Here is a 21,751-nt window from a genome sequence, read left to right as displayed (position 1 = left end):
GCGGGACGCTATTGGCCGGCGGTCCGGGTGTCCGCGCTCAGGAGGTCAGGAGACGAACGGTTGGGGCGGCATCGGGGCGTGACTGCTCTCCTGCATGACGTAGGCGCGCATCTCGCGGGCCAAACTCTCGGCTTCCTCCAGCCGCATTCTTACGATGTCGCCGATGCTGACCAGCCCGACCAGATGGCCGCTGCCATCGAGGACGGGCACATGGCGGCTATGGCGGCGGGTCATCTTGCGGGCAACCGAGTGAATATCCTCCGATCGGGTTGCGGTGGGGACTTCGCGGGTCATGATGTCGCGCGCCGTCAGGCCCTCGATCCGCGCGCCGTGATGCGCCAGGGCATCGACGATCGAACGCTCCGACACCATGCCGGCAAGGTGGCCGGCCGTGTCGACGACCGGTACGGCCCCGATATGGCGTTCGGCCAGCAGGCGGGCGATCGCCGTGACGGGTTCCTCGACACCGACGGTGATGACGGTAGGACCCTTGTCGTTGAGGATATGCAGGACGGGGATGCTCACGGGGTATTTTCTCCTTTTTGGTCCACGCTTCATAAGTGGCGTGGTGCGACCGTCTGCACATGGGGGGGGCCGGCCGCGGAACAATGGCTGCATCCGTTCATGATGGCGTGAGAACACGGCGGGGATAGCGTGGTGCTTCACGGCGGGGGGAAACGTCTCATATAAGGGGGGCGCGCCGGGACTCGGCGCACCGGGGCCGCATCCCCGCAACGATCCGCCCCTGTCCGGAAAGGCTTTACATATCATGCCCGCCTATCGCTCCCGCACCACCACGCATGGCCGCAACATGGCCGGGGCCCGCAGCCTGTGGCGTGCCACGGGCATGCAGGATTCCGATTTCGGCAAGCCGATCATCGCCATCGCCAATTCCTTCACCCAGTTCGTACCGGGGCATGTCCACCTGAAGGATCTGGGCCAGCTTGTCGCCGGCGCAGTTGCCGAAGCGGGTGGAATCGGTCGTGAATTCAATACGATCGCGGTCGATGACGGTATCGCCATGGGGCATGGCGGCATGTTGTACAGCCTGCCTTCGCGCGAGTTGATCGCCGATGCGGTGGAATATATGTGCAACGCCCACTGCGCCGACGCGCTGGTCTGCATCAGCAATTGCGACAAGATCACGCCCGGCATGCTGATGGCGGCGATGCGGCTGAACATCCCCGCCATCTTCGTCTCGGGCGGCCCGATGGAGGCCGGCCGGATAACGGAAGGCGGCATCGAACGGCATGTGGACCTGGTGACGTCGATGGTCTCGGCGGCCGATCCGCGTGTCAGCGATGCCGAATCCCAGTCGATCGAACGGTCGGCCTGCCCGACCTGCGGATCGTGCTCGGGCATGTTCACCGCCAATTCGATGAACTGCCTGACCGAGGCGCTGGGCCTGGCGCTGCCGGGCAATGGCAGCCTGGTGGCGACCCATGCTGACCGGCGCGAACTGTTCCTGGAGGCCGGGCGGCGGATCGTCGGCTTGGCCCGTCGCTGGTACGAGCAGGACGATGTGAGTGCCCTGCCGCGCGGCATCGCCACCATGGAAGCGTTCGAGAACGCGATGACGGTCGATATCGCCATGGGTGGTTCGACCAACACCGTGCTGCATCTGCTGGCTGCCGCTCATGAGGGCGGGGTGCCGTTCACCATGGCCGATATCGACCGGCTGTCGCGTCGGGTGCCGCATCTGTGCAAGGTCGCGCCGTCGAAGGCCGACGTGCATATGGAGGACGTACATCATGCGGGCGGTATCTTCGCCATCATGGGCGAACTGAACCGGCTGGGTCTGCTGCACCGCGAGGTGTCGATGGTGCATGCGTCATCGCTGGCTCAGGCACTGGAACAGTGGGACGTGACGGCGCCTGACGCGGCCGATGAGGCGAAGACACTGTTCCGCGCGGCACCGGGCGGGGTGCGCACCACGCAGGCATTCTCGCAGGCCAGCCGATACCGTGCGCTCGACCTCGACCGGGCAGACGGTGCGATTCGCGATGGCGCGCACGCCTTCAGCCAGGATGGCGGGTTGGCGGTGCTGTACGGCAACATCGCCGAAGACGGTGCGATCGTGAAGACGGCCGGCGTGGCGGCGGGCCTGCTGCGCTTCAAGGGGCCGGCGCGGATCTTCGAGAGCCAGGACGACGCCGCGTCGGCCATCCTGGGCAACCGGATCGTGGCGGGCGATGTGGTCGTGATCCGCTATGAAGGCCCCAAGGGCGGTCCCGGCATGCAGGAAATGCTGTATCCGACCAGCTACCTGAAATCGAAGGGGCTGGCCGAATCCTGCGCGTTGATCACCGATGGCCGCTTCTCGGGCGGCAGTTCGGGCCTGTCCATCGGCCATATCTCGCCCGAGGCGGCGGAGGGCGGGGCGATCGGCCTGCTGCGCGAAGGGGATGTGATCGAGATCGACATTCCCGGCCGGGTCCTGCGCGTCGACCTGCCGGACGCGGAACTCTCCGCGCGCCGGTTGCAGATGGAAGAGACGGGGGAGGCCGCCTGGCAGCCCGATCGCACACGCTCCGTGTCGGTCGCGTTGCAGGCCTATGCCGCGCTGACCACTAGCGCCGCGCGGGGCGCGGTGCGCGATGTGGGGCAGCTTCGCCGTCGCGGATAAGTCGCGGATAATATGTCGGGCAAAGAAAGCTGCTGGGGAAACTCGGCCGCTTTCTTGTCATTACAACGTAATGATGTCTGTTTTATGTTACGTTGCGCAATAAATTTCCATAAAATGATGAAGAGTTGGGCATAAAATAGCCCTATCTGTGCGATGACACGGGCTTCATGAAATTTGTTTTCAGAACATGGACATTTTTTCATACATGTTTTGAAATATACCTATGTATAGGCTGTTGAGAGACAGCGTCGCTCTGACGGGCACGCACGCACGGGGAGCTCGAGATGACTATCACACTGCATAATCCCTGATCTAAGCAGGAAACTTGTCCCGCGCCCGGCGCGGTGACCTGGCCGACGCGGCCCTGGCGGCAGCAGGTGTGCCGATAATTGTTTCTGATGAGAAATAATTTGACACATCTCGTCTTCCGGATGCGGTCGTGCGGCCTGTTTCTTCCTGATGCTGGTAAAAGCCCTGGACGGGGAAAAGCTCACATATGAATGCAATCGTCGTGACGGCGCTGCGGCGGCCGTACACCTTTGTCGTTCTGTCGATCCTGATCGTTTTGTTCGGCGTCATGTCCGCCCTCAAGACGCCGACAGACGTCTTTCCCAATATCAAGATTCCGGCGATCGCCGTGGTATGGACCTATGGCGGTCTGCTGCCCGACGAGTTCGCGGCCCGCGTCATGTACAATTACGAGCAGGGCGTGACCTCGACGGTCGAGGGAATCGAGCACATGGAGTCCGATTCCTATTACGGCCGTGGCATCGTGAAGATATTCTTCCAGCCCGGCACGGATATCGGGTCGGCCGAGGCGGATGTGACCGCGATCTCGCAGACCGTGCTGATGCAGTTGCCGGAGAAGATTCCGGCGCCGATGATCATGAAGCTGGAGGCGTCTTCGGTTCCGGTCATCACGCTTGAACTGACCTCCGATACCATGACGCCGTCGGACCTGTTCAAGCTGGCGCAGATCCGCGTGCGTACACTGCTGGTGACCGTCCCCGGGGCGATCGTGCCGCATCCCTACGGCGGCATGGACGCCTTCGTGATGTTCGCACTCGATCAGAAGCAGTTGCAGGCGCACCATCTGTCGGCGATGGACGTGCAGAATGTTCTGGACAAGCAGAACATCGTCCGCCCAGCCGGCGACCAGAAGATCGGGTCGACCGACTGGATGGTCGCGACCAATGCCCAGCCGAGGTCGATGGAGGAACTGGCCAACATCCCCATCAAGCGTGTCGGCAATTCCGTCATCTACATGCATGACCTCGGACAGGTGTATCGTGGGGGCCATCCGCAGACCAACCTCGTGCTGGTAAAGGGGCGGCAGGCCGTCATCATGGTCGTGATGAAGAGCGGCGAGGCCTCGACGCTGGACGTGGTTTCGGGTGTGAAGGCATTGATGCCCCGTCTGCAGAAGGTCATTCCGTCGACAGCGCATATCTCGGTGCTGAACGATGCGTCCGGCTTCGTGCGGGATTCGATCGTCGACGTGCTGCGCGAAATGGTGACGGCGGCGTTCCTGACCGGACTTGTGGTGCTGCTGTTCCTGGGTTCTTGGCGTTCGACGATCATCATCGCTACCTCGATCCCGCTGGCGATCCTCTGCGCGGTCATCTGTCTGGGCTGGGCCGGGCAGACCATCAACGTCATGACACTGGGCGGCCTCGCCCTGGCAGTCGGTATCCTGGTTGATGACGCCACCGTCATGATCGAGAATATCGATACCCATCTGGAAATGGGCAAAGAACTGGAGGTCGCGATCATCGACGCGGCCAACCAGATCGTGATCCCGACCTTCGTTTCGACGACCTGCATCTGCATCGTCTGGCTACCGTTGTTCGAACTGGGCGGCGTTGCGGGCTGGCTGTTCATGCCGATGGCCGAAGCCATCATCTTCGCGATGATCGCCTCCTTCATCCTGTCGCGTACGCTGGTGCCGACGATGGCGAAGTTCCTGCTCGCCGGGCAGACGCACGGTGCCCATGGGCACGACGGGCACGAGGACCACCTCCAGGGCGGGAATATCTTCTCGCGCTTCCAGAGGGGGTTCGAGCGCCGTTTCACGGCCTTCCGTGAGGCCTATGGCAGATTCCTCGAGCGTTCGATCGCCCGCAGGGGGCGGTTCGTCTCCATCTTCCTCGGCGCGTCCGTCCTGTCTCTCGGGCTGTATATCGTGGCGGGTCGTGATTTCTTCCCCGAAATCAAATCCGACCAGTTGCAGATGCATATGCGTGCGCCCCTGGGGACCCGCATCGAGGTGGCCGGACGAATCGCGACGCTCGTCGGCGACCGCATCCACCAGTTGCTGCCCGGCAAGGTCGATGACGTGGTGAGCAATTGCGGCCTGCCGGAAGGGCCTCATAACCAGGCATTCATTCCGACTCCGACGATCGGGACGCAGGATTGCGACCTGACCATCACACTGACCAATGCCGAATCGCCGGTCTGGGATTATCGCGCCGTGCTGCGCAAGGGCCTGTCGGCAAGCTTCCCCGGCACCGTCTTTACCTTCCAGCCCGCCGACCTGACGGCGCGCATCCTGAATTTCGGTTCCCCGGCGCCGATCGATATCAAGGTTGCGGGACCGGAGCTGGGCAAGAGCTATCAGTACGCCCTGGAACTGGTGAACAAGCTGCGCCTCGTCCCCGGCGCCAGCGACGTGACATTGCAGCAGACGATGAAGACGCCGACGCTGTTCGTGCAGGGCGACCGGAGCTTCAGCCAGGCGACCGGTGTCAATGCGGCTGACCTGGCGGACAACGAATTGATGACCCTGTCGGGCAGTTCGACGGTCGATCCGCAATATTGGTATGATCCGGTCTGGGGCGTCACCTTCCTGCTGAATACGTATGTGACGCAGAACCAGTTGACGCATTTCAATGACCTCCTGTCGATCCCGGTCGACAAGGGAGACGGCGATCCCTCGGGCAAGGGCATGCAGTTGCTCGGCGCGATCAGCACGATTACGGCGAAGGGGACGCCCGGACAGGTTTCGCATTACAATTCGATGCCCGCCTTCGACATCTACGTGTCGGCGGAAGGCACCGATCTGGGCAGCGTGCTGGCCGGCGTCAACAAGGTCATCGCGCAGACGGCCGCTGACGTGCCGCGCGGCGCGGCTGTGGATGTCGAAGGGCAGGCCACGACGATGCGCAGCGCCTATGTGCAGTTGGTTGGCGGTCTCGCCGTCTCGATCGCGCTCATCTATCTGCTGATCGTCGTCAATTTCCAGTCCTGGCTCGATCCGTTCATCATCATCTCGGCTCTGCCGGGGGCGCTGGCGGGTATTGCCTGGAGCCTGTTCCTGACGCATACGCACCTGTCCGTGCCAGCCCTGACAGGTGCCATTATGTGCATGGGAACCGCGACTGCGAACTCGATCCTGGTCGTCTCCTATGCCCGTGAACGTTTTGAAGTGCACGGAGATGCGTTGAAGGCGGCATTGGAGGCGGGATACGGGCGTATCCGTCCCGTCCTGATGACGGCGGCCGCCATGATTGTCGGCATGGTGCCGATGTCGATCAGCAACTCGCAGAATGCGCCGCTGGGCAAGGCGGTGATCGGCGGCCTGATCGTTGCCACCATTTCCACGCTTCTGTTCGTTCCTTGTGTCTACGCGATTATCTACAACCGCTCGTCGAGCCGGAAGGAGACCGTCTGATGGCTTCCCTGTCACGCAACACCCTTCTGGCCGCCGGGGCATGTGTCCTGGTCGGGCTGGTCGGCTATCAGGTGGTCACCCGGGTTCACGCGGTGACGGAACTGCGCGCCGAGACAGTGCGCAATGCGCTGCCCGACGTCGCGGTGATCCAGGCGAAGCCTTCGCCCAAGACCGTGACCCTGACCCTGCCGGGGAATATCGACGCCTGGTACCAGGCCCCGCTGTTCCCGCAGGCATCGGGCTATGTGAAGATGTGGTACAAGGATTACGGCGCGGAAGTGAAGAAGGGCGACGTCCTGGCCGAGATCAACGCTCCCAGCCTGGACGCGCAATACGCCCAGGCCAAGGCCGATCTGGCGGAGGCACAGGCCAAATACAACCTGGCCGTCGTCAGCGCCAATCGCTGGCGGGCCATGGCCAAGTCGCAGGCGGTATCGGGCCAGTCGGTCTCGGTGGCCGATGCGAACGAGAAGGCCGGGCTGGCGATGATGCAGGCGGCCGAGCACAAGGTCGATCAGTTCGAGGCGCTGGAACGCTTCAAGACCATCGAGGCGCCGTTCGACGGCGTGGTGACGTCGCGCGATATCAATGTGGGCGATTATGTCAGCAGCGGGACGGGCGAGCACGGCAGCAATGGCGATGCCAGCCAGCTCTTCACCGTATCAGACATGCACAAGATGCGCCTGTTCGTGTCGGTGCCCGAGACGTTCTCCTATATTCTCAAGCCAGGCATGACGGCGGAGGTCAGCGTTCCGCAGTTTGCAAACCGGACCTTCAAGGCCGATTTCCTGACCATCGCGCGGGGATATGATCCCAACACCCGCACGGCGATTACGGAATTTACCATAGATAACGACAGGCATGAGCTGTGGCCCGGCACTTTCGCATCGGTGAAGATGACCGCACCCTCGACGCCGGGCGTGTTCCAGATTCCGACGGCCGCCCTCGTGTTCGAAGAGAAGGGCATGCAGGTCGCGGTGCTGGATGCCAACGATGTGGTGCATTACCACAACATCCAGGTGGGGCGGATGGCCGATGCCGAGACCGACGTGACGTCGGGGGTCTCGCCCTCTGACCGGATCATCAACAACCCGCCGGCGGACCTGCTGGAGGGGCAGAAGGTGCATGTTGTCCAGCCGGCCAAGGGGTACGACCAGGAAAACGAGGAAATCGAGGGATGATCATGCGGTCTCTGCGCCGGACCATGCTGTCCGGCGGGGCGATGCTGTCGCTGGCGGCGCTGTCCGCCTGCGATCTGGCGCCCGCCTACCATCCTCCGACCTATATCGTGCCCGCAAGCTGGCATGGTCAGGGGGCGTTCGCCACCGCGACGCCGGCGGACGCGCAACTGCCTTCCAACTGGTGGACGCTGCTGCATGATCCGCAGCTCGACGCTCTGGAAGACAGGGCCGTTGCCGCGAACGCGGATTTGCAGGCGGCGGCCGAACGCTTCGTCCAGGCGCGGGCCATGGTCATGAGCGCGCGCGCGGACCTGCTGCCGCATTTCGGTCTGGCCTTCGGGGCGTCGGACAACAAGCAGTCGGCCGACCGGCTGTTCCGTTATAAGGGAGCGTTGACGCAGACTGACGAGTTCTATGGCGGCCTGGCGTCGTGGGAGCCGGATTTCTGGTCGGAGATCCGCAACCAGGTGCGCATGGCGAAGTTTTCCGCCCAGGAGAAGGCAGCCGATTACGCCGGTGCCCGCCTGAGCCTGCAGTCGGAACTGGCCAGCGATTACGTCGCATTGCGTGGCTATGACGCGCAGGATGCGATCTATCGCAAATCTATCGCCTATTACCAGCAGGCCCTGAAGGTGACGCAGACGCAGCTCGTCAACCAGGCGGCGCCGCGTCTCGACCTCGCCCGTGCCCAGAACCGCCTGTATGTGACCCAGGCGGCGGAACTGGACATCCAGGCCGAGCGTGAGGTGACGGAACATGCGATCGCGGTACTGACCAACAGCGCACCGTCCGATTTCCACATCGCGCCGACCGATACATTGACGTTCGTGCGCGCCCATATCCCGGTGGGTGTGCCCTCCGACCTGTTGCAGAGGCGCCCCGACGTCGCTTCGGCAGAACGCGAGATGGCACAGGCCAATCGCGCCATCGGGGTTTCGCGGGCGGCGTTCTATCCGCATATCTCGCTCCATGCCAATGGTGGGTTCGATGCCAATGGCTTCGATCTGGCCAATCTGGCAAACAGCATGTGGTCCTATGGTGCTTCTGCTTCGATGCCGATCTTCGAGGGCGGCATGCGCCGCGCGGCCTTGCAGGCATCCTGGGCCAGCTATCGCGAGACGCGCGATCATTACCGGTCTTCGGTGCTCGCGGCGTTCCGCGAGGTGGAGGACGGGCTTTCGCGCACCAACCGGCTGTGGGCCGAGAATGACCGCCTGAAGGCGGCGACGTCCGCGGCGCTGGACATGCAGACCATGACCATGACCCTCTACAAGGGGGGAGTGTCCGCCTATCTGGACGCGATCATCGCCCAGGAAGCGGCACTGGAGGCCCAGATTGCGCAGGTGCAGGTCGAGACACGCTATTTCCAGGCGGAAATCGGACTCATCCGCGCGCTTGGCGGTGGATGGAACGACCGGCTGCTGCCGACGCCGGACCAGACGATGACGTTCTCGGTGCTGCAATATGACGGGCTGCATCATCCCGCTCCGACCGGTGGCATCGACAGCGTGCGGGACGAGACACCGTTCGACAATCTGAGCGGCGGGGCCCCGGCACTCGACATGGGGACGACATCGGTCCAGGCTGGGCGTTAGCTGCTGGCCGGAAGGGTGAAACCGAGGAAGGTGGGGCGATTTTATCGCTCCGCCTTTTTCGTTCTCGTGCCGTGGGACGAGATACGCCCTCACTTGTCATGTGGCTGAGAAGATGGCGGCAGTGACGGTCTGGAAGGGCGTAAAGCCCAGAGGTCTGTAAAGGGCAATCGCGCCACTATTGGTTGTATGGCAATGCAGGAAGGGTATGGTTCCGCGCGCCAGGATACGGGTCGCGACTTCCCGCATGAAGAAACCGGCAGAGCCGCGGCCACGACGGTCGGGATGGGTGTATATGCCACTGACCTCGACATACTCTGCCGGTTGCGTGCGTTCGTCGCCTTTCGTGACCTGGATTGGCAATCCTGCCAATATCAGCGCGCGGCGAATCGTTGCTGGTTCCAATCGCGCGAACATGCACAATTCGGACGGCCGGTATCTGGTTGAGGCGTTCGAGCGCGATGTGACGAATGGCTGCCTCCCGTAAGTGTCGTGGATCGTGCCGCCCGCTGTCCTTTCGGAACATCCCGATGCGCCGCCCGGCTATGGGGAAGTTCTGATCTCGCGCCTGATGGATATTTTTGTGCGGCATCCGGATGTCTGGGCGAAGACGGCTTTTTTGACCAGGTGCCGCCTCCTGTTTGCCGCCTTGGGGGAGGAGGGGAGTGAGCAGCATTCCGCTGACGGGCGAGGTGTATGATGGTGTACCGGTGGACCTTGGCCCCAGGGTGCCGGCTCTTCTGATATAGCCCGGGATTACGGGAGGCTGGGTCAATTCGCAGGTCATGGCCAGAGGGCCTGCTGGATACGGCGGTCTATCCGGCCCGACCCCGGGCTTCGTGCCGCCTGTCGCCGCCAGGCATTCCCGATCCGCAGGTTCTGCCCGGTATGAAGTCGGGTCGCGCCCGGTTTGGCCCCTTCCTTATGATCTGCATGCCGATCTGGAGGCTGATGGCAGGATTCGGCTGGCCTGTGCCGGCGCACAGGAGGCTGTGTTCCTAGAGTGTGCGTCCTTACACGGTCGGGGCCGAGGACAGCCATGTCTTTGCGTGCGCGGGAGATGGGCCGGTGACGATACATGCCCCCAACGGCTTCTGTCGACGTTTTGCGATCTGCGTCGTCGGATTCGCGGTGACCTTGGGAGAGGGAGTATCTTCAGATGCGGTCATGCTGCGATTGGGCCTGCATGCCAGCGTCGTGGACACGATTGTGATCACGGACGTTTACAGGGAGACGCGGCGGGAGATGGTTGTCTCCCGCCTCCCGGTTTTCTGAGCGCTGCTTTGGCGGATTCGCCGAAAAAGGAGCAACCGGACTTTCCCTGCGCCACGATCACGGCAGCCAGTATATGTCCGATGATTTCCATAACGAAATTCGCTTCCTCGGCATCGAAAGTTCGCCCGCCTTCGTCCGAGCCCCGGAGGGCAACGGATGCGCCGAACGCTTCATCCGGACCCTGAAGGAAAACCTGCTCTGGGTCCGGACATTCGATACCGTCGAGGAACTTCGACAGGCATTGCTGGAATTCCGCGATCTATACAATGAAACCTGGCTCATCGAACGGCACGGCTTCCTGTCTCCTGTCTCCTGTCTCCTGCCGCCGTGCGCGCCAAAGCCCTTTCCAGCGCGGCTCTCGCCGCTTACGTTCCAACCAAATGTCTCAAAAACCGAGGCCAGTACAACTATCTGAACGCCTGATCCGGGACGCGGCTGACAGACGGCATCGCGCCCGTGTGTTGAATAGCGTTTATTTTTGATGGTTATCGGGGTACTAATTGTACTAGGCATGCTGTGCGGGGGGCTTGATTGAGCTGGAGACCTTATCGTTCAGCGGAAATCAGACGCGGTAATGGAACGGCCGCGATGCTTGTGGCGGTTTTTGGCCTAAGTTGCCTGATCTCCCGTTTCTTCGTCACGGATGCATTCGGCTATTCTTCCTTCTGGCCGCCGAATGCGGCGATGTTGGTCGCTCTGTTGAGCTTGCGCCCGCGTATGGCCGCTGTGGTGCTGGTGGCGTGTCTTGCTCTTAATTTCGAGATCAACAGTTTTGCCGGCGGCTTGTCGCCAACCGAGAGCTTTCTTGCCTGTGCGCTCAATGTCGTGCAGGTGCTTGTCGCGGCACCGATGACGCGCCGATTCTGCGGGGCGACGATCGATCTCACCCGACCGCGTCGGTTTGCGGCGTTTACCATCATCGCGCTGCTGTCTGCGGCCATCGAGGCGGCGATTGGAGTCGCCACCGAGTATATGCTGCTGGGTGATGCCACGCCACCAGTTCGTGAATGGATGCAATGGGTTCTGTGCGATGCGTTGGGGCTGCTGCTGGCTACGCCCGCCGTTCTGGCGCTACTCCGCTATGCGCGGCCGGGGCAGGTGGTCTGGCGGGTCGAGAAAGAGAACGTTGCCCTGCTGGTGTCGTGTATCGTGTTGACGATCCTCAGCTTCGTCTGGGGACGTTCTCCGCTATTTCTGTTTCTCTATCCGGCGTTGGCGATGCTCGCCTTTCATGCAAGGCCGGCGTGGAGCCTGACGGCCGTTTTCTTCGTCTCGACCTTTGCCTCGGCCCTGACGGCGTGGGGACTGGGGCCGATCGCCCGATTGTCGCCGGACGGTAGCCTGATGCGCGAGGGCATGATGCAGCCGTACCTGTTCTCGCTGTTGCTGGTCGTGCTGCCGATCAATAATGCGGTGGGCGAAAAGCGGCGCGATACCCGTAGGCTTCTGATGATGAAGGCTAATCTGGAACATGCAGCGACTCATGACATGCTGACATCGACCATGAATCGGCAGAAATTCGAGACGGTGCTGAAGTCAGTGGTCGACGCGATGCAACCGGGTGTGGTTCTCTTCATCGACATCGACGATTTCAAGGGGGTTAATGACAGTCTAGGGCATCAGGCGGGAGATGCATTCCTCAAGGCGTTCAGTGTCCGGCTGCGCGACCTTGTGTCGTGGCGTGGCGGCTGTGTCGGCCGGTTTGGCGGCGATGAGTTTGCCGCATTCATTCCAGGTGCGTTTTCCGCCGTGGAATGTGAGGCACTGTGCATCATGGTCTCGGATGCGCTGCGGACGCCTTACTGCATTGCAGGCGTCACGCGGTCGGTTACGGCGAGCATCGGCGCGGTGATGACCGGAATGGACCGCATCACCGCCGATGAACTGATCCATCGCGCCGATACCGCCCTCTATGTGACAAAGGCGGCCGGTCGTGATGGCTATATGCTTTTCAGGGAACCTGCCGCGGATCTTGTCCCTTTTCCTGTGAGTGAAACGCGGTAAGAGTCCGGTCGAGATCATTTTGAACAATTTCAGAATCTTATGAACGGGACGTGCCGCGTCCACCAAGTTCACAACAAATAAAACTCAGTGATTTCAAGGCACAGTGAAAGCTCCCATGACCGTAAGTGATTGAAATGTCGTAGAAAGATCTCGGCCAGACACTAAGGCAGCGGGTGTTTCAGGCCGCCCGGACCGGGCGGAGGGGGATATCGTCCAGCCCGAAGGCTTCTGCCGCCTGAATGATGTCATTGAAATGCCTGCCGCGCGCGGGCGGATGGGACAGGACGGTGCGGATCGTCAGGTCGGGACCGATCACATGTTGATTTGCGTTGAGAAGTGACCCTTTTGGGGGTTCATCCGCACTTTGCGTGCAGGACACGGGCGCGGATGAGTTTGAAACCTGCTCTGCCGAACATGGTGCGCTTGATCATCTTGAGGCGGCTGATCTGCCCTTCGACGGGACTGATGGTCCTGGGGGTATGCAACGCGGCCTGAACGGCAGAGAGGTCTCGCCGCAAGCCATTTACAAGACGGGATAAAGGCGTTTTCTCTCCTTCTTCGAGAAGAGCTTCCAGAGGTGTTTGTGATTTTTTGGTAAAAAGGTCCTGCATGTCTCTTACCCAGGCCGTGGCTTGCGCAAGCGCTGGCGCATCTGTCATCAGGCGTTGGATAAACAGGACGTCTTTTTCCGACCGATTGTCGGATCCAGTCGTAAGCATCCGTGCCAGATTTCTGCCCATGGGCATGGGCTTGGCTGGCACAGGATGACATGCAGCTGCCGAGGACCGTCTCGATACAATCCAGTCCCTGACGCTGCCATATCGGCCGGAGAAACCCATGGCCATGATTTCGCGATGCAGACGAGCTGCATTGTGACATCCTTCCATCAGGCGTTGATCGAGATAGGCGGCATAGGGGACCATGATGCCGGGCCGAAAGATGCGACGCTGCCATGTCGAGGGGTGACCCTGTCGCAACCACCGCCGGACAGTCTTGCGTTCCGCACCGATTGTCTGCGCGATACGGTTGATCGTCTGTCCCTTCGCCCGCATGGCGACTGCCTGCCGGTATTGCTCTTCTCTCTCTCCATGACGGGCGTGACTGGACGCAACGGGCCCGGCCTCACCCGGATTGCTCACTATTTCCGCGTCGATCGGCTGTTCGACCGGAGATACCTCATTCGTGATATCGGCCATGATGCGTCTGGCCAGGGCGGTGTGCCGATCGACGACGGTCAGGAAGGCATCATGGAGATTACGGATCAGACGCCATCGATCCGCGACCTGGATGGCTGCTGGGGCACCCTGCCGAATGCCGTCGGCATAGGCTCCTGCGCGATCGCGGGCGACAATCTCGATGCCGGGATGATCGCGGAGCCACGCCGCGAGTGTGCTGCCCTGCCGATCGGCCAGCAGATCGACCACCTTGTTTCGTTCCAGATCCACGAGAATGGTGCCATCATGATGACCACGCCGCCAAGCCCAGTCGTCGACGCCGAGAACACGGGGCGTTTCATGCCGTTCAGTAATCGGGACCATCCTGACGATACGCCGTATCAGCGTGTTGGCGCTGACCCGGCAGCACAGGCGCGTCGCCATACGGGCGCCCGCGCTCCCGCCCAGTGCGCAGGCCACGTCGAAGTGGAGGTCTGTCAGCCGGGACGTCTGCCGCGCGTGGGGAGCCGCGAATCCCCCCAATGGTTCGACGAAAGTGCGGCGCCGACATCCTTTATCGGTGCAACGGAAACGCCGCACCGTCATCGACAGGGAAACACGACGTCCATGCGCCGGCATATCGGCGAGCTTGCGAACGTAATGACTGTGACGCCGATGCGATAGCGTGCCACAATCCGGACAGGCTGCTCCATGAGAACGGGATTTCGTCTCGACCTGCATACTGTTGGCTACAATGACCGCACGACCAGACAACAAGGACGAGGGGAGATCAAGAGCACGAACGGTGGACAAGGGCACGAAATCCGGATCAGTGGCAGATCCTCAGCCATTCCCAAATCTACGGCCGCCGTACAATCACCTCCTGCACGCAAAGTGCGGATGAACCCAGTTCTCAGTGAAAATTAACAATCTCGGGCGTTGCCGGGCGGCTGACGATCGTGACAACACGGGGGACTGAGAGTTTAGCTGCTTCGTGCGTCATCAACTGCACGGGGTCGGTCACCGACTACCGTCGGGTCGAATCTCCCTTGCTGCGGACGCTGTTCCTGGAAGGATACGCGGTTGCGGAGGATATGGAGGCGACGTTGGTGACTGATGCGCACGGTGCGCTTGAGGACGCATCTGGTGCCTGTTCGCGCGTGCGGTACGCGATCGGGCCGAGGCGGGCGGGGACCTTGTTCGAAACGACGGCGATTCCCGAGATTCGGCAGCAGGCTCGCGATCTGGCGCGGCATCTGACAGGGATGTGCTCGTAAGCGGCGTTGTTGTGCAGGTGGCACCGGCGAAGATCGGGTATGAGAGAGTGGACAATGAAATCGTCAGTTGCGATATATAATCAGGACAGCATTGACACGTTCGGATGACGTTCTGGCCAGATGATCATGGGAGCCTGGCTGAAATAAAAAATTCTTGTTCAGGTCGGATATGCATAATTGTTTGCATGAGGTTCTATATTTTTATTCTTTAAATAGGGTGTTCTGTAATTCGCTGCAAATGCATTTGAAGGTTCCACGATGACGATGCAGGAGAATGGTGCGGTGGCCGCGCAGACGATGCGCGATATCGCGGCCGTGGTGCCCATCCTGCCGGAAACGGCCGTTGGCGGGGATGTCATGCAGTATTTCGAGCGTGATCCCGACCTGCTGTATATTGTGATCGTCGATCACGGCGGACGCGCGCTGGGGCTTGTCGACCGTCACACTTTTCATGTGCGGATGGCCGGCCAGTATGGATATTCGGTCTATCATCGGCGCCCGGTCACGCTGCTGATGGATCCGCGCCCGACCATCGTGGAGGCTGACGTGCTGGTGGCGGACTTTCTACCGCAGGCACTGGGGGCGAATGCCTCTGAACTTCTGCTGGGCTTCATTGTGGTCGAACGCGGGATCTGCCTGGGGGTAGGGTCGGCTATTGATCTGGTTCGCCACGCGCATGCCGCCAAACAGACGGCGCTCTCCGAGCTGCGCATGGCGACGGACAGGCTGCATGAGGCGAATGAGAAGATCCTGCGTGACAAGCTGTTCATCGACCGGATCGTCCAGAATGTGCCGTCGCCGCTGATCGTCCGGTCGGTTGTGGATGGGGACGTCATTCTGATGAACCGCGCGGCAAAGCGGTTCGAGGACTTCGCCCTGTCTGAAAAGATGATTGGTATGGCATCCTGCATGACGGATGGGGTGCCGGCGGATGACGGGCAGGCGACCATGGAGTGTTCCCTGGACGACCCGCAGGGAAACCGGCGGGACCTGATCATCAATCGCCTACTGATCGCTGATCAGTCGGGGACGCCGTTATGGGATCTGTATGTTTTTGATGACGTGACGGTTTACCGGGATAATGAGCGGCAGATCGAGCGGCTGGCTCATTATGACAAGGTGACCGACCTGTGCAATCGCCGGCTGTTCAGCGTGCAACTGGAGGCGTTGTGCGGCGAAAACAGGCAGGGCGTTCTATTCTATATCGACCTTGATTATTTCAAGACCGTAAATGATGTCCATGGTCATGCAGCGGGAGACGCCCTGCTGCGCCTGGTGGCCGGCCGTCTGCGTGAGCACAGCCGGCCCGGCGACCTGATTGCCCGTCTTGGTGGGGATGAATTCGCCATTCTATGGCCCAATACCGCCTCGCCGTTGGAAATCGACGGGCGGATGACGCCGCTCCTGGCGTCGCTGAGCGCGCCCTATCAGGTGGATGGCAAGCGGATCGTGATCGGGGCCAGTATCGGGTCTGCCCGTTTTCCCGAGGATGCCGACAGTGCGGAGACCCTGCTGCAGCATGCGGACATGGCGATGTATCGCGCGAAGGCCCAGGGGCGGAACCGCTTTGCCCAGTTCCAGGCCGCGTTGAGCGAAGAGGTGAGAAGTGCCGCGATCCTGACCGGTGAGTTGCGCGATGCGCTGGCGACCGATGCCCTAACCGTGCATTTCCAGCCGATCTACGATCGCACGGGCCGCCAGGTGACGAGTTGCGAGGCCCTGGTACGCTGGCGGCATCCGGTGCATGGGCTGATCATGCCGGACCGGTTCATTGCGCTGGCCGAGCAGAACGGGTTGATCCACACGCTGGGGCAGTGGGTTCTACAGGCCGCGTGCCGTGAGGCGGTAGACTGGCCTGCCGGTGTGAGGGTGGCGGTGAACGTGTCGCCAATCCAACTCGGCGATGCGGCCTTTCCCGACATGGTGTTGAGAATCTTGCAGCAGACCGGCCTGCCGGCGCATCGGCTGGAAATCGAGATTACCGAAACATTTTTCCTGAAAAATGAAAAATCGAATCAGGCCGCGCTGCGCAGGCTGGTCGAGATTGGTTGCCGACTGGTACTGGACGATTTTGGGACTGGCTATTCCTCGTTGAAATATCTCTGGTCCTTTCCGTTCAGCAAGATCAAGATCGATTGCGGATTTGTCCAGGCGATGTCGCAGGACAAGGTTCTCAGGATCACGCAGACCATTCTCAGCCTCGCCCATTCTCTGGAACTGTGTGTCACGGCTGAAGGGGTGGAAACGGACGAACAGCATAGGCTTCTCGCCGGGATGGGCTGCGATGAGGTCCAGGGCTATCTGTTCGGGCGGCCCCGGCCGGTGGAAGAGCTTTTATCCTGTCTGGGCGCCTGATCGGCATGCGGAGTCGGTGAGGAGGAACGGGGCGGGATCGCGCCTGGGTTCGTCGTTTTTCTGGTGGAAATTTCTTTTATGATTCAAGTGCATTAGCGCGCGATTTTGCATCATATTCTGATGATGCTATTGCATCTTGCGTGGTGCAGCGAGACTGCAACTTCAGGAGACGGGGAGCGTTCCTTCGCCGTTATGGCCGACCGGATATTATGCATAAGATCATCAAGACTGTTCTGACCTATCCCGTGTGGGTATGTCAGCTTTTCACCGGCACGAAATCCTTTCGCGATAATCCCTTGATCGGTAGCCGCCGGCTGAATGAGACGGGCCTTCATGTGGTGCGCCAGAGCCTGGCCCATCGGGCTGCTGCCTGGCGGCGGCGGCGGCTGAGGCGCGGAATTCCTCCGCATCTGCTCGCCGAGTTCGATCGCGACGGGTTTGTCGTTATTCGCGATTTCCTGCCGGCGGAGACGTTCAGGCAGATTCTGGAGGATGTCCGGCAGTATCGCGGGGAAGCGCGTGAGACCATTCAGGGCGATACGGTGACGCGCCGCATCGCGCTGGAGCCCTGTGTCCTGACCCGCATGCCCGGCGTGCGGCGGTTGCTGGACCTGCCGCTTCTGGGGCGGCTGATCCGGCTGGCTGGCAGCCGGGATTGTGAGCCGCTTTATTATGTCCAGACGATTCTGCCCCATGCCGTTACCGGCGACCCCGATCCGCAGCTTCAGTTTCATGCGGATACGTTCCACCCTACCGTCAAGGCGTGGTTCACCCTGACCGAGACGGCGGATGAGAGTGGCCCCTTTGTGTACGTTCCCGGATCGCACCGGCTGAACCCGGCGCGGCAGGCCTGGGAAAAGCGGATGAGCCTGGAGGCGGCGGGTTCCGGCGATCGTCTGAGCGGACGGGGATCGTTCCGTGTCGACGCGGAAGCGATCGCTGCGATGGGCTACGCGGCCCCGCGCGCCGTGGCCGTGCCCGCCAATACGTTGATCGTTGCCGACACCGGCGGCTTTCATGCGCGCGGTGTCAGCGCGGAGCCCGGTATCCGGGTGGAGATCTGGGCGTATGAACGGGGCAATCCCTTCTTTGCGCCCTTGATTGATCTGTGGCGCATCCGGGCGATCGGGCGGCGCCGGGCATCCGTGATGTGGGCGTTCCATGACTGGCTGGAGGAAAGTGGGTTCGGGGTACATGTCTGGCGGAAGCGCGGCAATGTCGGCGCTTTCGACCGCGACGTGGGAGGGCATGAGATGCTGCATATTGCCCCCGGCGCGCCGGGTTGGTTCGGACAGGTGAGTGCGCATATGCTCCGGCGGCTCGTGCGCCGGTAGGCTTGCTTCCTGGACGGGTTTTTGTAGCATAATTCGGTGCATATCACTGTTCATTGCCAGGAAAAATGCAATGCCTCTTCCACCGTTTCCTCCCTTCACGGCCGAAACGGCGCGGCAGAAGGCCCGATTGGCCGAAGACGCATGGAACAGCCGAGACCCGCAGCGCGTGTCGCTGGCCTATACGCCGGATTGCCGGTGGCGGAACCGGGCCGAGTTCATCCAGGGACGCGAGGAGATCGTGGCGTTCCTGCAGCGCAAATGGGAGCGGGAACAGGATTACCGGTTGATCAAGGAAGTCTGGGCCTTTGCCGGCGACCGGATGGCCGTTCGCTTTGCCTATGAGTGGCGTGATAGCGGCGGCCAGTGGTTTCGCTCTTACGGCAACGAGAACTGGGAATTCGGCGAGGACGGGTTGATGCGTCGGCGGATCGCCTCGATCAACGACCTGACGATCCGGGAAGAAGACCGAAAATTCCACTGGTCGTCCGGCAGGCGGCCCGATGATCATCCGTCGCTCAGTGAGCTTGGATTGTGACCGTGGGCGAAGGCGCCTGCCTGTGCCTCACCCTGGCAGGCTTTTCCAGGTCGGTCCGCCCATGCCTGGGGGGAGGCTAGCCTCGTAGACGCCGCGCGCGACGGCGCGGGCCAGCACATCGGCCGCCAACGCGCCCAGCCGGGCGACATAGAGCGCGCGCGGACCGGGGGGAAGCGGGCGGTGACCTGTGGACAGCGCGAAAATGACATCGCCGTCGAAGGGGGAGTGGACCGGGCGAATGGCGCGGGCCAGGCCGTCCTGTGCCATCATGGCTATGCGCTTGAGGTCGTCGGCATCGATATCGGCATCGGTGGCGATGCAGGCAATGGTGGTGTTGGCGCGGGCCGCCGGGTTGAGTTTGGCCCGGCCCCAATCCTCGGGATCGACGTGGGCGGCGCTGGCGCCGAGGCCGCCGAATTCGCGGCCCATTTCGAAAGGGCCGGCCCAGAAATGGCGTGTGCCCGGTACGACCACCGAGCCGAGGCTGTTGACCGCCACCAGCGCGCCGATGGTCAACCCGTCGGCGGTGACGAATGAGGCCGAGCCCAGACCCCCCTTGAGCGCGCCTGCCTGCGCCCCGTAGCCCGCGCCGGCGGTGCCGAGGGTGACGCCGCGGGATGGGTGGTCCATGGCCTTCAATGCCAGGTCTCGGTATGGCGGATTGAGGCCCCAGTTCTTGTCGCCGCCGTTGGCGAGATCGAACAGGATCGCGGTGGGGACGATGGGCGAAGGCGGCACGCCGGGTTGCTTCGTCATGGAAAAGCCGCGTCCGCGCGCGCCCAGCCAGGCGGCGACGCCGTCGGCCGAGCCCAGCCCGTAGACCGAGCCGCCGGACAGCACGATGGCGTCGACGCTGCGCACCAGATTGCCGGCCGTGAGTGCATCGGTCTCGCGCGTGCCGGGGCCGCCGCCGCGCACATCCACCGCGCAGGCCACGCGCTGGTCGGGCAGGATGACCGTGACCCCGGTGCGGGATCTGGCGTCATGCGCCTCGCCGACCGTCAGGCCGGTGACATCGGTGATGAGGTTGGTGGGGCCGACATGGCCGGGGCCGGGATGCAGCGGGTCGCCCTCGGCTGCACGGGCTTCTGTCGTGCGGGTTGCCAGCATGGGCAGGGTGGCCGTGAGGCCGAGAAACATGCGTCTTTTCATCGGGGAAGGAACCTTGGACGATTGGGTGTTCAGGCGCGTGAGAAGGGGATGGGCCGGTGGGGTGCATGCTGGCAGAATGCGGTAGGGGTCCCCGCGACCGGGTGGCTGAGATTGGAACGATGTCGTAAGGGATTATGGCGCACTGCAACCGCGATCGACGGGAGAATGCATGAAAGATGTCTGGCGTGTCGGCGTGGGAGTCGGGGTGCCGTTCGGCGCGATCGTGTTGCTGCTGCCCATCCTGAGTTCAAGCCGGCTGCTGATCTTCGGTGTGCCGCTGGTGGTGTGCTGGCTGTTTGGCTGGTTCTTCCTGACGTCGCTGTGTTTGGTCGTCGTCTGGCTGGCGTTCGATCGCGGAGGGGATGATGGCTAGCATCGTCTTCTTTCTGGTCATTCTGCTGTCCATCATGGTGGCGCTGTTCTCGCGACGTGGCCATGGTCATCAGGACAGTCGGGATTTCTTCGTGGCGTCCGGGCAGTTCGGCGGCGTCCTGGTCTTCATGCTGGCGGTGGGGGAAACCTACAGCATCGGCAGCATCATGGGGTTTCCGTCGGCGGCTTACAGTGCCGGCACGTCGTTCATCATCTGGTTCCTCAGCTATATCGTGCTGGCCTATCCGGTCGGCTATTTCCTCAATCCCCTGATCTGGCGGGCTGGGCGGGATTGTCAGGCCCTGACCATGGCCGATCTGTTCCGTGCCCGCTTCGGCAGCCGAGGGCTGGAACGGCTGGTGGTGCTGACCGCGATCCTGTGCCTGCTGCCGATGGGCGAATTGCAGATTGTCGGTCTGTTGCGCGTCATCGACCAGTTTCACTGGGCGCTGCCCGAGCAGTGGACGACGACCGCCGCCGCCGGCCTGACCTTTGCCTGGATCATGCTCTCGGGCATACGCGCGCCGGCTTATGTCTCGGTGATCAAGGACAGCCTGGTGCTGATCGCGGTGACGGTCGTGGGGGTGGCCGCCCTGCGGGCCGGAGGCATGGCGCATCTGCCGGCAGTGGCATGGACCGGACACCCGGTGGGGCTGCGGAACCAGATCTATGCGCTCTCCACCATTCCACTCCTGGCCGTGGCGTTCTGCGTGGCGCCCCAGACCGTTGCCTTCGTGTTTACCGCGCGTTCGGCGCGGACGGTGCGCCGCAACCAGATCGTCATGCCGCTTTATATGGTGATGTTTCCCTTTCTCTATCTGGTGGCGCTGTATGCGCGGTCGGCGGGGATGCCTGTGCCATCGCCCAATGCGGTGTTTCTGGTGGCGGCGGGGGCGCTGCTGCCGGACTGGATGGTGGGGCTGGTCGCCGGTGCCTGCGCGTTGTCGGGATTGGTGATCCTGGCCGGGACCTGTCTGGCCATCGGTCCGCTGGTGTCGCGCAATCTGCTGCATGGCCTCTCCGATGCCGGGCAGCGGCGGGGGGCGCAGGCGGTGATCGCGTGTTATCTGCTGTTCTCGATCCTGGCGGCGGGGCATCTGTCCGGGCTGATGGTGACGCTGACCAGCTTCTACTACCTTGGCGTGTCGCAGTTTATTCCCGGTGTTGCCGCGATCGTCTGGCGTTGGCCGTTGTCGGCGCGGGCGCTGGGGGCGGGGTTGGTGG

The 21,751-nt window shown here is 62.2% G+C and carries 16 protein-coding genes and 1 pseudogene; 12 read left to right on the top strand and 5 right to left on the bottom strand.

What is annotated here, in order from left to right; all coding sequences use genetic code 11:
* Nucleotides 1-45: 45 nt before the first annotated feature.
* The gene (locus tag ABF821_RS10940; RefSeq protein WP_182975695.1) at nt 46-525 is read right to left on the bottom strand and encodes a CBS domain-containing protein; all 480 of its coding nucleotides are present in this window, start codon (nt 523-525) and stop codon (nt 46-48) included.
* 244 nt (nt 526-769) lie between these two features.
* Between ABF821_RS10940 and ilvD the strand changes: the two genes are divergently transcribed.
* The 4 genes from ilvD (at nt 770) to ABF821_RS10920 (ending at nt 9,072) form a co-directional block, all read left to right on the top strand.
* On the top strand, nt 770-2,626 hold the full coding sequence (gene ilvD / locus ABF821_RS10935) for a dihydroxy-acid dehydratase (RefSeq protein WP_415530022.1): 1,857 nt from the start codon (nt 770-772) through the stop codon (nt 2,624-2,626).
* Between the two features lie 496 nt (nt 2,627-3,122).
* Complete coding sequence (locus ABF821_RS10930; RefSeq protein WP_415530021.1) at nt 3,123-6,296, top strand: efflux RND transporter permease subunit; 3,174 nt, start codon at nt 3,123-3,125, stop codon at nt 6,294-6,296.
* Nucleotides 6,296-7,477, top strand: a complete 1,182-nt coding sequence (locus tag ABF821_RS10925; RefSeq protein ID WP_182975281.1) for an efflux RND transporter periplasmic adaptor subunit — start codon at nt 6,296-6,298, stop codon at nt 7,475-7,477. Before ABF821_RS10930 ends, ABF821_RS10925 begins: the two co-directional genes overlap by 1 nt.
* Entirely contained in the window at nt 7,474-9,072 is a 1,599-nt protein-coding gene (locus tag ABF821_RS10920) for an efflux transporter outer membrane subunit (RefSeq protein ID WP_415530020.1), read from the top strand. Before ABF821_RS10925 ends, ABF821_RS10920 begins: the two co-directional genes overlap by 4 nt.
* Before the next feature lie 96 nt (nt 9,073-9,168).
* Here ABF821_RS10920 and ABF821_RS10915 read toward each other — a convergent pair whose 3' ends face one another.
* On the bottom strand, nt 9,169-9,486 hold the full coding sequence (locus ABF821_RS10915; protein ID WP_415530019.1) for a GNAT family N-acetyltransferase: 318 nt from the start codon (nt 9,484-9,486) through the stop codon (nt 9,169-9,171).
* Between the two features lie 70 nt (nt 9,487-9,556).
* Between ABF821_RS10915 and ABF821_RS10910 the strand changes: the two genes are divergently transcribed.
* The 3 genes and pseudogenes from ABF821_RS10910 (at nt 9,557) to ABF821_RS10900 (ending at nt 12,348) form a co-directional block, all read left to right on the top strand.
* A complete protein-coding gene (locus tag ABF821_RS10910; RefSeq protein WP_415530018.1) occupies nt 9,557-9,769 on the top strand; it encodes an alkaline phosphatase family protein in 213 nt (70 codons plus the stop codon).
* Between the two features lie 531 nt (nt 9,770-10,300).
* A pseudogene (locus tag ABF821_RS10905) lies at nt 10,301-10,767 on the top strand (integrase core domain-containing protein); the annotation flags it as partial.
* Nucleotides 10,768-10,932: 165 nt separating this feature from the next.
* The gene (locus ABF821_RS10900) at nt 10,933-12,348 is read left to right on the top strand and encodes a diguanylate cyclase domain-containing protein (protein WP_415530017.1); all 1,416 of its coding nucleotides are present in this window, start codon (nt 10,933-10,935) and stop codon (nt 12,346-12,348) included.
* Between the two features lie 178 nt (nt 12,349-12,526).
* On the opposite strand, the gene ABF821_RS10895 is transcribed toward ABF821_RS10900, so the two are convergent.
* Together ABF821_RS10895 and ABF821_RS10890 are read right to left on the bottom strand one after the other, a co-directional pair.
* Nucleotides 12,527-12,664: a hypothetical protein gene (locus tag ABF821_RS10895; RefSeq protein WP_182975285.1), complete on the bottom strand. Its 138-nt coding sequence runs from the start codon at nt 12,662-12,664 to the stop codon at nt 12,527-12,529.
* Nucleotides 12,665-12,701: 37 nt separating this feature from the next.
* Nucleotides 12,702-14,243 carry an ISL3 family transposase gene (locus ABF821_RS10890; RefSeq protein ID WP_415530026.1) on the bottom strand — a complete coding sequence of 514 codons (1,542 nt, stop codon included), beginning with the start codon at nt 14,241-14,243 and terminating at the stop codon, nt 12,702-12,704.
* 794 nt (nt 14,244-15,037) lie between these two features.
* On the opposite strand from ABF821_RS10890, the gene ABF821_RS10885 reads away from it, so the two are divergent.
* The 3 genes from ABF821_RS10885 to ABF821_RS10875 all read left to right on the top strand — a co-directional run bounded on the left by ABF821_RS10885 (nt 15,038) and on the right by ABF821_RS10875 (nt 19,003).
* Nucleotides 15,038-17,134 (top strand): putative bifunctional diguanylate cyclase/phosphodiesterase, encoded by a 2,097-nt coding sequence (locus ABF821_RS10885; RefSeq protein ID WP_415530016.1) that lies wholly within the window; start codon nt 15,038-15,040, stop codon nt 17,132-17,134.
* Nucleotides 17,135-17,343: 209 nt separating this feature from the next.
* On the top strand, nt 17,344-18,468 hold the full coding sequence (locus ABF821_RS10880) for a phytanoyl-CoA dioxygenase family protein (RefSeq protein ID WP_415530015.1): 1,125 nt from the start codon (nt 17,344-17,346) through the stop codon (nt 18,466-18,468).
* Between the two features lie 70 nt (nt 18,469-18,538).
* Entirely contained in the window at nt 18,539-19,003 is a 465-nt protein-coding gene (locus tag ABF821_RS10875; protein ID WP_415530014.1) for a DUF1348 family protein, read from the top strand.
* A gap of 27 nt (nt 19,004-19,030) precedes the next feature.
* Here ABF821_RS10875 and ABF821_RS10870 read toward each other — a convergent pair whose 3' ends face one another.
* On the bottom strand, nt 19,031-20,155 hold the full coding sequence (locus ABF821_RS10870; protein WP_415530013.1) for a P1 family peptidase: 1,125 nt from the start codon (nt 20,153-20,155) through the stop codon (nt 19,031-19,033).
* Nucleotides 20,156-20,324: 169 nt separating this feature from the next.
* Here ABF821_RS10870 and ABF821_RS10865 point away from each other — a divergent pair, with 169 nt between their 5' ends.
* Both ABF821_RS10865 and ABF821_RS10860 read left to right on the top strand, forming a co-directional pair.
* Nucleotides 20,325-20,528: a DUF3311 domain-containing protein gene (locus tag ABF821_RS10865; protein ID WP_415530012.1), complete on the top strand. Its 204-nt coding sequence runs from the start codon at nt 20,325-20,327 to the stop codon at nt 20,526-20,528.
* A partial coding sequence (locus ABF821_RS10860) for a sodium:solute symporter family protein (RefSeq protein WP_415530011.1) occupies nt 20,521-21,751 on the top strand: 1,231 nt, incomplete at its 3' end. The genes ABF821_RS10865 and ABF821_RS10860, both read left to right, overlap by 8 nt.

The organism is Gluconacetobacter sp., from assembly GCF_047721585.1.
Lineage (GTDB): Bacteria > Pseudomonadota > Alphaproteobacteria > Acetobacterales > Acetobacteraceae > Gluconacetobacter > Gluconacetobacter dulcium.
The sequence above is the reverse complement of the archived record's forward strand: the minus strand, read 5'-3'. Positions and strand labels throughout refer to the sequence as shown.